This window comes from Bifidobacterium sp. UTCIF-39 (genome assembly GCF_006408715.1).
GTDB classification, from domain to species: Bacteria; Actinomycetota; Actinomycetes; order Actinomycetales; family Bifidobacteriaceae; genus Galliscardovia; species Galliscardovia tissieri.
Genome location: NZ_JEOG01000037.1, coordinates 1 through 11,886, shown reverse-complemented (window position 1 = coordinate 11,886; position 11,886 = coordinate 1). Strand labels below are relative to the sequence as shown.

Genomic DNA, 11,886 nt, shown 5'->3' with positions numbered 1-11,886 from the left:
TAAGCAGAAAATGCAAGAACAAAAACCCTCGGAATCGTTGCAATTCCAAGGGTTTTGAATAGTGGAGCATGCCGGGTTCGAACCGGCGACCCTCTGCTTGCAAAGCAGATGCGCTACCAGCTGCGCCAATGCCCCAGTTTTGAGAGAAAAAAAGCGGCTCGAAAAGCCGCTGTCTTCTCTGTGTGGGCCCGGGAGGACTTGAACCTCCGACCTCATCCTTATCAGGGATGCGCTCTAACCACCTGAGCTACGGGCCCGATCCATGTGCAATCTCGAAATCGCACAAGCAATTACTATAGCGATGGGTTCCTGTTCTGTCTAATATCGGCGTGTCGCCTTATTTTATGCGGGTTTTGGGCGGTTTCAAGCCGCGCGGAGGTACGCGAATTCATGCGGATTTTGTCGTTTGGGCATGATGCACAGCGCATAATGCATGATGGTGGTGATGAACCACCGCTATCGGTGTCGGGGGCGAGCAGATCGGTCGTCGTGGAGTCGTGGAGTATACGTGTTGCGGAGGGAGGAACATGGCCGGGAAAAGAACGCTGGCGGTGGAGATCCTGGAAATGGATGATCTCCGTATACGGGTCTCGCGCAAGGCGGTGAAGAACATGTATCTGCGTATCAAGCCGCCGGACGGTCGTATCGAGATCACCGCGCCGGTGCGGACAAGTCATAGACGCATCGAGGAATTCGTGCGCTCTCGTCGGACGTGGATCATGACGTCCCGGAAGCGGATTCTCGATCATGCAGCGCGATTCAACGCCGTGGACGGTGCGCCGGGCGCGGATGGCCGTAACGCGAACGGCAGCGAATCCGGAACGAATACGCCCACTCCCGCACGTCCGTCGTTCGGACAACCGTGGACCACGGCCCGCAAAACTCAGGCAAAGCGGATCATCAACGCGCGTCTGCCGGAACTGTTACGGAAATGGACGCCGATCATCGGCAAATCACCGACGAACATCTCGTTGCGGGCAATGACGTCACGATGGGGATCGTGTACTCCTGCCACCGGGCGAATCCGTCTCAATCTGGAGCTGGCGTATCTGCCGGAACGATATCTGGAATACGTGCTCGTGCACGAACTCACGCATCTGTGGGAACGTAACCACGGCGAGGGATTTCGTCGGCGTATGACCGCATATCTGCCCGAATGGCGGCGTCTGCGTCGGGAGCTCAACCAGCTGGTGTGACGAACTCGAGCGCGTGCCACTCCGCAACGAGGCCGGATCGTAGTTGGCATCGGGAATCCGTGCGGTTGGTTATGTGCGGGTTCAACAATCATCTGCAACGAACCCGCATTGGAACCGACTCTGTACTGCGGGTTCGTCGCGTCTGAATTACAGACCCGCAGCGAAGGCGGCGGCGAAATGCGGGTTTATCGCATTCGAGCCGCAGACCCGCAGTATGGAGCCCGCCTGAGTGCGGGTCAGTGAGGTTTACACAATAGACCCGCAGCGAAACGACGCCCGCTGCGGGTCCATTGCGCATAATCGTCTGATCCGATCGGAATCCAAGCGGATCAGACGATCAGCTACGCGATTGTGGCTGCGTAACTACGCGATGTGGCTGCGCAGGAACCACTGGAACAGCTCCAGCGCCTGCACATGGTCCTGAATGATGTTGGAGCTGACCACGTCCAGTTCGTCGAGTTCGGCGATGGCCTTACGGTCGTCGGTGATGAACACGTCGTAGTAGTCGATGAGCGCCTTGATGTATTCCTCGGTGGATGCGCGGCCCTTGAGATCCAGGCTCTTCCACGAGCGGTTGCGCACGATCGCGTCAGGCGTGCCGTCGGGCGAACCACCCAGCGTAGCGATGCGCTCGGCGGTCTCATCGGCCTGGGCGAGCACCACGTCGACCTGCGGGTCGAGCATCTCGTGCACGGCGATGAAGTTCGGGCCGGTCACGTTCCAGTGGGCGTGCTTGAGGACCAGAGCGGCCTCCTGCTCCTGGCTGAGACGGTTCTGCAGAATGGCGATGGACTTCTCGGCCTGTTCTTCGCTTAGACCGGGGACAGTGAACGGAAGCGTCATGATATTCCTCCTTATGTTGGACGGACGGAATGGTACTTCAATTCTAGATACGTGCGGTCGGTAAATCGTTCAACGCTCAGCGAAGAAACGATCCGCCGCGATATTGCAATGATGTGAGCGATGCTCACGGCATATCGGGGGCGAGTCGTGCTGTGCCGACGGGTGCTTCTATCGCAGTCTGAGCACTACGGGCATCACGAACGTTCGTCGCGCCCGTCATCATTGCGATCGTCGTTCTCATGATCATCGGTACCGTTGTCGACCCGCCCAGCGTTGTCGTCGCGCCCAATGTTGCCGATGCCGCTACCAGTGCCGGCGGTACTATTGCCGTCACGCTTCCGCACCTCGATCGTCTGAATACGCCTGCCGTCCACCTCGGTGATAACCATGTCGTAGCCGTCGTCGGAATGCAGTACGGCCCCGACCTTGCCCATTTCACCGGTCTTGGCGAGGAAGTATCCGGCCACGGTCTCGTACGGGCCGTCCTCAAGTTCGATGCCGGTGAGTTCGTCGAAGTCCTCGATCGTCATGCCGCCGTCGATGCGTGCCACGCCACCGATGAATGCCGATCCAGGCTTCTTGCCGCCGGCCTCCTCGGGCAGATCGTATTCGTCACGGATGTCGCCCACGAGTTCCTCGGTCATGTCTTCCAGTGTCACGATGCCGTCGGTGCCGCCGTATTCGTCGATCACGATGGCCAGATGGATGCCGCGCTTGCGCAGCAGAGACAGGCTGGGCAGCAGTTTCGACGTGCCGGGCAGTGAGATGCCTTCGCGTGTCACGTCGGCCACGGTTTGCGCCTGCTTGTTACGTACGTCGAGCAGGTCACGCACATGCACGAAGCCGAGTACGTCGTCGAAGTCCTTGCCGATCACCGGATAACGGGAGTACGGCATGTCGTGCACGAAGTCGGCCGCCTTGTCGAGCGGCATATCGCCGTCGATGAACACGACGTCGGCGCGTGGACGCATCACCTCGGCGACGATCGTTTCGGATGCGTCGAATACGTCATCGAGAATCACGCGCTCGTCCTTGCTCAGGTTCGTGTTCGACGACACGAGTACGCGCAGCTCATCATCGGACACTTCGGTTTCGGTTTCGTTCGGATCAAAACCAAGCAGTCGTACGATGCCGTTCGTGTTCTTGCCGATCAGCCAGATGATCGGTCGGCAGATTGTGGCGAACACGTCGATCGCGGGCACGACGGCGCGTGCGATCTCCTCGGTCTTCTGCATGGCGATGCGCTTGGGCACCATTTCCGAGATCACGATCGAGCAGTAGGAGATGATGAGCGTCAGGCCGATGGTGATGAGTGGATTGGCCACGAACGTCGGCACGCCCCAGCTTTCGACCAGCGGGATCAGGAACGGTGCGATGGACGATGCGCCGAACGATGCGGACAGGAAGCCGGACAGTGTGACGCCGATCTGCACGGTGGACAGGAACGTGTTCGGATCGCGGGCGATCTTTGCCACGCGGGCACCGCGGGCATCCTCCTGTTCCATCTGTTCGATCTGAGAGCCGCGCAAGCTTACCAGAGCCAGCTCGGTGCCTGCGAATACGGCACCGATGACCAGAAAGACGAAAATCAGCAGGATATTCAAACCAAGTGACATGATTCCACACTAATGGAAGCCCCCACCAGCAGGGGTTGATCCCTTTGCCACTGCCATGGTGGAGGAACGGATCGGCTTATCATCCCCGTCTGTTCCTCCACACGGGGAATGATCAGAACGACAGTACCTCCACCTTGCCGTCGTCCATCTTGTAGCGGGCACCGACAAGCGACACTTCGCCCGAATGCACGGCGTTGCGGATCACGGCCGAATCGGTGACCAGTGCCTCCAGCGTCTGCGCCACATGGATGCGTTCCACATCCTCGGCGGTGTCCAGATCGGAATCCAAGGCCAGGCGTACCGATGCGCCCACCTCGCGCATGAGAATCGATCGGAATCCTTCGTCCTCCGTGTTCTCGTCGCCGGATAACACCTTCATGGCGGCGGCCACCGCGCCGCAGTTCTGATGACCCATCACCACGATCAGACTGACGCGCAGATGCTGCACTGCGTATTCCAATGATTCAAGAACGGCCTCGTCCACAACCTCACCGGCAGTACGGATGGTGAACAGATCGCCCAGTCCCTCGTCGAAGATGATCTCCGGCGGCACCCGGGAGTCCGAGCACGACAGCACCGCCGCGTCGGGCGTCTGCTCGTCGATCAACGATTCGCGGGTTTCGCGATCCTGCCATGGATGCTCCGCCTTGCCTTCGGAGAAACGACGATTGCCCGCCAACATCCGGCTCCATGCCGCGTCGGCGCGGGTACGGCCATTCTGCTCATCGTATTCATTCTGTGCCATGCTGCACCTCCACTTGTAATGAAACCCGTGTGCTGTGACATCAGTCTGGATCTGGGGTAATCGGAACTCATCGGACTTAGGTCTGGGGCAAACCGGACACGGGTCTGGGTGAATCGGACTTAGGTCTGGGTCAAACCGGACGTATCGAATTAGGGTCTGGGTGAATCGGGACACGGGTCTGGGGGAATCCGGTCCCATAAGTCTGGGTCAAACCAGACGTCTGGGTATAACCGTGTCACGAGCACTCCCCGTATTGATTCCTCATGACATGGTTATACCCAGACCGGTAAATATCATGTCCGGTTTGACCCAGACCGGCTGACGGTATGAGTCAAATGACAAAGGCCCGCAAGGGTACATCCGAAACGGAACGTATCCTTGCGAGCCCTGTCAACGGGAACCGGGAGACCGGCGGCTGATCAGCCCGTGTTCTGCAGGCCTGCCGCCACACCGGACACGGTGCAGAGGATCAGGTAGATGAAGTCCGCGGTCTGAGACTCGCTCAGCTCGTTCTTCTCGTCGCGACGACGCACCGAACGCAGCGCACGCACCTGCGTGACCGACAGCGCGTTCACGTACGGCGAGCGGATTCGAATAGCCTGACCGAGCACGTGACGGTGCTGCAGCGGCCACTCGTCACCCACGATCTTCAGCACCCACTTACGGGTGAGCGCCATCTCATCAAGCACCTTGTCGCGCAGATCCGCACGATCGCCGAGAGCCAGATACAGCTTGGCGATACGCTCATCGGTCTTGGCCAGCGACATCTCGATGTTGTCGATGAAGGTGCTGAACAGCGGCCACTCCTGATACGCCTTGCGCATGGTGGCAAGGTCGCCGAACTGCTCGCATGCGGAACCCAGACCGTACCAGGCGGCCAGGTTGATGCGGGCCTGAGCCCAGGAGAACACCCACGGGATCGTACGCAGATCGTCGAGCGACTTCGCGCCCAGACCACGCTTGGCCGGACGGGAGCCGATCGGCAGCAGACCGACCTCGGTAAGCGGGGTGACGATGGAGAACCACGGGGCGAAGTCCGGCGTGTTCAGCAGATCGAGGAAGCGCGCGTGAGACGCGTCATCCAGCTGCTTGGTCATGTCGGCGTACTTCGCGGTCATCTCCGTGTTCGTCTTCTCCACGCTCGGAGCGGACTGCAGCAACGTGGCCGAAGCAACGGACTCGATGTGGCGCACGGCCAGCACCGGGTTGCCGTAACGGGCGAAGATGACCTCGCCCTGCTCGGTGAGCTTGAAACGGCAGTTCACGGAACCACGCGGCTGGGCAAGCACGGCACGGTTGGCCGGGCCACCGCCACGACCGACGGCACCGCCACGACCGTGGAACAGCGTCAGATCAAGGTTGTTGGCCTCAGCCCATTCCACAATGCGCGCCTCGGCCGAATGCAGGGCCAGCGTAGCCGTGGTCGGACCGGCATCCTTCGACGAATCGGAGTAGCCAAGCATGACCTCGAGCTTACGGCCGGTAGCCTTCAGACGGGCCTGTACCTCCGGGATCTTCAGCATGGCGTCAAGCACATCCACGCAGTTCTGCAGATCCTCAAGCTGCTCGAACAGCGGAATCACGTCGATGATCGGCGCATCCTCCGGGTGCTCGAACGCCAGACGGTTGAGCTCGTACACATCCTTGATGTTCTGAGCGGACTTGGTGAACGAGATGATGTAGCGGCGAGCGGCCTTCGTACCGTTACGACGCTGAATCGAACCGAGCGCGCGGAAGGTGTCGAGCACCTCGCGGGTCATCGGCTGCAGTTCGCCGCGCTCGCCATGCAGACCGTGCTCGCGAATATCGGCAAGAGCACGGGAATGCACCACGGAGTGCTGACGGAACTCCATCTCGACCATGTGGAAACCGAACGTCTCGGCCTGCCAGATCAGCGTCTGCAGCGGACCATACGCGCTACGCGGAGCACCGGCGTCGGCCAGCGACTTCTGCACGGTCTTCAGATCGGCGATGTAATCATCGCAGGAGTGGTACATCAGATCGGTGTCACGCTCAATGGTGGCGTGCAGACGGTCGGCGATCACCAGCATCACCGCGCGATGCGGCTCCTTGGTGGAGATCAGCTCGGCCTTCTCGGTCAGGCGCTCGCTCATCTCACGCTGGTGGCTCCACAGGCTCAGCAGGCCGGCGCACGGCTTGGTGTCCTTGGATTCCAGCGTCAGGTTACGGCCCACCTCACGGGTGGCCTTCTCAAGCTTCGCGATCACATGATCGCTGAACTTGCGAGCCACCTGACGGCTCACGCGAGCGGTCACGTTCGGGTTGCCGTCACGGTCGGAACCGATCCAGCTGCCCGGGTGGAAGAAAGCGGGGCATGCCGGCGGAACCTTGCCCGCCTTGTCGCCCAGCACCCAATCATCAAAGCGGCGGTACACCTTCGGCACGGTGTCAAACAGCGTGTTATCGAAGATGTCAAGAATCGTGTCGGCCTCTTCAACAGGGGTCGGCTTCTTCAGCGCGATCGGAGACGTACGGAACATGGCGTCGATCTCATTGAGCATCAGACGCTCGTTCTCCGCCAGATCGGAACCACCCAGACGCGGGCGCTCCTCCAGCAGCTCGGCGATACGACGGATCTTGCCTTCCACGGCCTTACGACGGGCCTCGGTCGGGTGCGCGGTGAACACCGGATGGAACTCCAGCTTCTCCAGCAGCTCCTTGGCCTTCGCCGGTCCGCACTCCTCGATCATGCGCTTGTACGCGCCGGTCATTTCGTTGATCGGATCGGTGGGGGCGTCGACGGGAACCTGCTTCTCGCGCTCATGCAGAACGCTGACTCGGTAGTTCTCCTCCGACAGATTCGCCAGATGGAAGTATGTGGTGAATGCGCGGGCCAGCAGAGTGGCGTCATCCACGGATACCGAATCAATGAGCTTCACGGCCTTTTCAAAGCCGACCTGCTCAGGATCATCGTCGTCGTATTCCCCGCTGGTGCCACCGAACTCGCCACTGGTCGCCTCATTGGCGTATTCCAGCAGCTGATCGAAGTTGTCCAGCAGATTACCGTCGTACTCTTTCAGCACCGTACGCAGCAAACGAAGGAACAGATCCATATTGTCGCCAAGGTTGGCAGGAAGATTCTGCTCCTCGGGACCCTTCGTGCCGGTTCCGGTGCTAACGATTCCCGAATCGGCGGCTTTAATCGTCTCGTCTGTCATTCAGACCTCCTTTGCCTCGTCATCGGTTGTTCGTCTATCGGCGTTCTGCGGCTCCTCCGCAGTTATGGCTGCCGACCGTTCCGAACCCAAAGCCGATGAACAGACGCCCCACCATTCTATTGCGCCGAACTCTCCGTTTATTACGGGAAGTTTTCATAATGGACAATCTCGAGTTGTCTACGTACCTTGGATTCGCTTCACAGTGCCGTAAATCCGCTTTCGTTACGCCTCGTTCTGTGCGCAGGAGTACAAATAGGAAGTGTGATTTTCGGGAAGAAGCATGACAAGAACGGGACCCCTCACGGCGCCGCGATTCCCGCCGGCGTCGATAAGGTCACCAAATTCCACACCCACTCCATTCCGCTTGACATGGAAGACATCGAACGGGATCTCGACAAGCCCGTGGTAGAGGCGGGCATTGCCGCAAAAACCAGCGTGATCGTACGCGTCGGTATGCTCGATCTGGCTGCCGGCACCGGAAGCTACCGTGTACGCCAGATGATGCATCGCATCGCCTACCCGCTTGGCGTGCACGTGCGCGCCGACGTCAACCTCACCGACATCGAAGCCTCCTGCACCGACGGCAAGAACCGCAACACCGAGGTCGTGGATCTCCCCACCACCGGCGTCAATACCGAACGCATTTGGCTGCTCGAACACTTCGCCGACTGGTTCAGCGTCAACCTCGGCCACTCCGCCGTCTACCACAGCCGCGGACTCAAAGTCTCCGACACCCTGGTGGAACACCTCGACGTGCGTGACGCCTCGCAGCTATCCGCCGAAGCCTCCAAGGAGGAACGTCGCGCCGCCAAACATCCCGAAGCCAATTCCCCGGCAAACGCGAACGCGCAGGACGGCACGGCAGATGCCGATCTGCCCATGCAGCCCACCAGCGCATCCACCGCACAGGAACGCCTCGATGAAATCGCCCGACAGCAGCGTCAGGACAGCACCGATCCCATCGCCGAACAGATAAACGCTCACGCGCATGACTCGCACAACGTCCCTGACGACCGCAACCCGCACGCTTCACACGATCCACAGCATGCGGAAAACTCCGGGGATAACGATCCCATTTCCCGCGCTGCCGCCACAGGCAGTCTCAAACATGACACCAAGCGCGGCATCAAACCCCCGTGCGAATACGCCAAACACTTCGAACACCACACCAATCCGATCAACCCCGCGCACCCGGACTTCCATCCCATCACCGTGCGACAGGCCCACGAACGACTCGACCTTATCGAACATCGCAAGCCGCTCTACAGCCCCGAATTCGCCGGATTCGCATCCGCCATCGCCTGCGCGTCCTTCGTCTTTCTCCTCGGCGGCGGACTCTACGACATGATCGCCGCATTCGTCGGCGCCGGCATCGGACACTGGCTCCGTCGCAAACTCTTCGCCAAGCACCTCAACCAGTTCTTCGTCACCTTCGTCGCCGTCTTCGTCGCCGCGCTCGCCTGCACCGGCACCCTGCGACTCATCGGCTTCTACGATCCCATCGCGCTCGCCCATGACACCGCCTACATCGGTGCCATGCTCTTCGTCATCCCCGGATTCCCCCTCATCACCGGCGGCCTCGACATCGCCAAAATCGACTTCCCCTCCGGCATCCAACGACTCACCTACGCGCTCTCCATCATCCTCATGGCCACCCTCGCAGGCTGGGCCGTCGCCCGCATCGTCTTCCTCAACCCCCAAGGCTTTGAACCCCAAGGCCTCAGTGCCGCCGTCACCGGCGTCCTGCGCTTCATCTTCGCCTTCATCGGCGTCTGGGGCTTCTCCGTCATGTTCAACTCCCCCCAGCGCATGTGCCTCGTCGCCGCCTCCATTGGTGCCATCACCGACACCCTGCGTCTGGAAATCCAGGACCTTCTCAGCGTTCCCCCGGAAGCCGCCACCTTCATCGGTGCCTTCCTCGCCGGTCTCCTCGCCGCCGGCTGGCGTTCCTCCGTCCGCCACGGCTGGCTTCCCCCACACCTCGGCTACCCCCGTATCTGCCTCACCGTCCCCTCCATCGTCATCATGGTTCCCGGCATGTACATGTACCGCGCCATGTTTTACCTCGGCCAGTTCGACACCCAAAACGCCCTCGACTGGGCCTTCCGCGCCTTCATGGTCATCATCTGCCTGCCCGTTGGACTCGCCATGGCACGTGTGGTGACTGACCGTTCCTGGCGCTACGACATCTGAATTATTCACATGATGGAGCGCCGCCTGCGTTGCTCCTCAGTCGACGTACCTTTGTACGTCTTCCTTCGGTGCGCCTTGGTGTCGCACGCATCATGTGAATAATTCCAAATCATCGGATAGCGGAGCGTCATCTGCGTTACAGAAGACTCGACGTACCTTTGTACGCCTTCGTCTTCTGCGCCTTGATGCCGCACGCGTTATCCGATGATTTTTACGGGGTGTGTACCTTTGTACGTCTTCCTTCGGTGCGCCTGTGTTACTTGCCGAGTGCGATTTCGTCGATGCGGCGCAGTTCGTCGTCGCTGAACTCAAGATTCTTCAGCGCGCCGATGTTGTCGACGATCTGCTGCGGCTTCGACGCGCCCACCAGCACGGTCGTCACCGCCGGATGATGCAGCAGCCACGCCACCGACATCTCCGCCAGCGTCTGACCACGGTCGGCGGCCAGATCATTCAACGCGCGAATCTGCGCCAGACGCTCCGGCGTCAACGCGTTCTCGTGCAGGAACCGGCCATCCGCCTTGATACGGCTGTCGTCCGGCACGCCGTTCAGATACCGGTTCGTCAGCAGTCCCTGCTGCAGCGGGCTGAACGTGATCACGCCCTTGCCGAGCCGTTCCGCCGCATCCAGCAGTCCGTTATCCGCTGGACGACGATCGAAAATATTGAACTTGTTCTGATTGATGATGAACGGCACACGCAGCTCCTGCAGCATCGCCGTCGCCTTCTCCATCGTCGGGCCGTCATAGTTCGACAGACCCACGTACAGCGCCTTACCGCTGCTCACCGCCTGCGCCAGCGCGCTCATCGTCTCCTCAAGCGGCGTCTCCGGATCCGGACGGTGATGGTAGAAGATATCCACGTAATCCAAACCCAGACGTTCCAGACTCTGATCCAGACTCGACAGCAGATACTTGCGGCTGCCCCCATCGCCGTACGGCCCCTGCCACATCTCATAACCGGCCTTGGTGCTGATGATCAGTTCGTCACGATGACCACGGAAATACTGGCGCAACAGGCGGCCGCAGTTCTTCTCGGCCTGTCCCGGCTCCGGTCCGTAGTTGTTCGCCAGATCAAAATGCGTGATGCCATGGTCGAACGCCGTGAACACCAGCTGCTTCATGTGCTCATACGGTGTGAGATCGCCGAAATTGTGCCAGAATCCCAGTGACAGTGCCGGCAGCTTCAAACCGGAATTGCCGCAACGGTTATAGACCATGTCATCGTATCGGCTGGGCGCGGGCGTGTACACGGTTGTGGGTTCGAACATCATTGCTCCTTTGCAGACGCGCAGAGAAATCATTCGATATCGAAATCGGTTGATATCGTGACTCCATAGTCGCACTTCAAGCGCACTTGAACGCAAATCGACCGGATTTCCCGATGATATAGAAGGAGAACTCAGCAATGAAGACATTAGATGAGTTGATGCAGCACTTACGAGACAATGGCGTTGCGATCTCCGATGAGCAGCGTCAGATGCTGAAAAATCTGGGATACTACCATGGCTATAAGGGATATCGGTTTGCCGGAACAGCCAAGAATCGTCTTCCCCTTACCGAGTTCACTCAAGTAACGGCTTTGAATGACTGCGATATGGCGTTGAAAACATTGATATACCCGCGGATCATCTTCGTTGAAACTGCTCTGAAGAACTACACGTTGGAAGCGGTACTGGCCGATGCTGGATCTGAATCTATTGAGCAGGTGTACATGCAAAGTCTCACCTTCTACCGTTCGTTGAAGGGAACGCGTGACTACAAGTCCGCTTTGTTGCGGCGCATGCGGCTCAAGAATGAAATTGATGCCTTACTGGCACAGCGTTACAAAAACTCGGTTCCCGTAATCCAGCACTTCCTGAACGAGGATAAGGATGTGCCGATCTGGGCTCTGTTCGAGGTAATGACTTTGGGAACTTTCGGCATGTTCTACCAGTGCTTAGCTCCCCGGCTGAAAGCCTCCATAGTCGGCGACCTCAATCTGCCAAGCAATTATGATTCGGCGGCCATACTCGGCAGTAGTATTTTCGCTCTTAAGGATCTTCGTAACGCCATAGCCCATAATGGCGTGGTCATGGATGTACGCTTCAAACAAGCCAAAGTTGGTCTCGATAT

At 59.4% G+C, this 11,886-nt stretch carries 8 protein-coding genes and 2 tRNA genes; 3 read left to right on the top strand and 7 right to left on the bottom strand.

The genetic code is table 11. The annotated features are described in order from the left end of the window. Positions 1–62: 62 nt before the first annotated feature. Positions 63–135: transfer RNA gene (locus EP30_RS10680), tRNA-Ala, on the bottom strand. Positions 136–183: 48 nt separating this feature from the next. Further along, positions 184–257 (bottom strand) — tRNA-Ile (locus EP30_RS10675). 270 nt (positions 258–527) lie between these two features. On the opposite strand from EP30_RS10675, the gene EP30_RS10670 reads away from it, so the two are divergent. Continuing rightward, positions 528–1,196: a M48 family metallopeptidase gene (locus EP30_RS10670; RefSeq protein WP_258185489.1), complete on the top strand. Its 669-nt coding sequence runs from the start codon at positions 528–530 to the stop codon at positions 1,194–1,196. Between the two features lie 363 nt (positions 1,197–1,559). On the opposite strand, the gene EP30_RS10665 is transcribed toward EP30_RS10670, so the two are convergent. The 4 genes from EP30_RS10665 to EP30_RS10650 all read right to left on the bottom strand — a co-directional run bounded on the left by EP30_RS10665 (position 1,560) and on the right by EP30_RS10650 (position 7,579). Next, a complete protein-coding gene (locus EP30_RS10665) occupies positions 1,560–2,039 on the bottom strand; it encodes a Dps family protein (protein ID WP_094664887.1) in 480 nt (159 codons plus the stop codon). A gap of 194 nt (positions 2,040–2,233) precedes the next feature. Beyond that, on the bottom strand, positions 2,234–3,655 hold the full coding sequence (locus tag EP30_RS10660; RefSeq protein WP_094664889.1) for a hemolysin family protein: 1,422 nt from the start codon (positions 3,653–3,655) through the stop codon (positions 2,234–2,236). 112 nt (positions 3,656–3,767) lie between these two features. After that, positions 3,768–4,400, bottom strand: coding sequence for a carbonic anhydrase (locus EP30_RS10655; RefSeq protein WP_140558625.1), 633 nt, complete (start codon positions 4,398–4,400; stop codon positions 3,768–3,770). A 419-nt stretch (positions 4,401–4,819) separates the two neighbouring features. Further along, entirely contained in the window at positions 4,820–7,579 is a 2,760-nt protein-coding gene (locus EP30_RS10650; protein WP_140558622.1) for a phosphoenolpyruvate carboxylase, read from the bottom strand. A gap of 369 nt (positions 7,580–7,948) precedes the next feature. Between EP30_RS10650 and EP30_RS10645 the strand changes: the two genes are divergently transcribed. Beyond that, positions 7,949–9,772: a threonine/serine exporter ThrE family protein gene (locus tag EP30_RS10645; protein WP_140558630.1), complete on the top strand. Its 1,824-nt coding sequence runs from the start codon at positions 7,949–7,951 to the stop codon at positions 9,770–9,772. A 256-nt stretch (positions 9,773–10,028) separates the two neighbouring features. Here EP30_RS10645 and EP30_RS10640 read toward each other — a convergent pair whose 3' ends face one another. Further along, the gene (locus EP30_RS10640) at positions 10,029–11,042 is read right to left on the bottom strand and encodes an aldo/keto reductase (RefSeq protein ID WP_140558627.1); all 1,014 of its coding nucleotides are present in this window, start codon (positions 11,040–11,042) and stop codon (positions 10,029–10,031) included. A 137-nt stretch (positions 11,043–11,179) separates the two neighbouring features. On the opposite strand from EP30_RS10640, the gene EP30_RS10635 reads away from it, so the two are divergent. After that, positions 11,180–11,886, top strand: a 707-nt coding sequence (locus EP30_RS10635; RefSeq protein WP_140558619.1) for an Abi family protein, incomplete at its 3' end; no start/stop codon positions are given.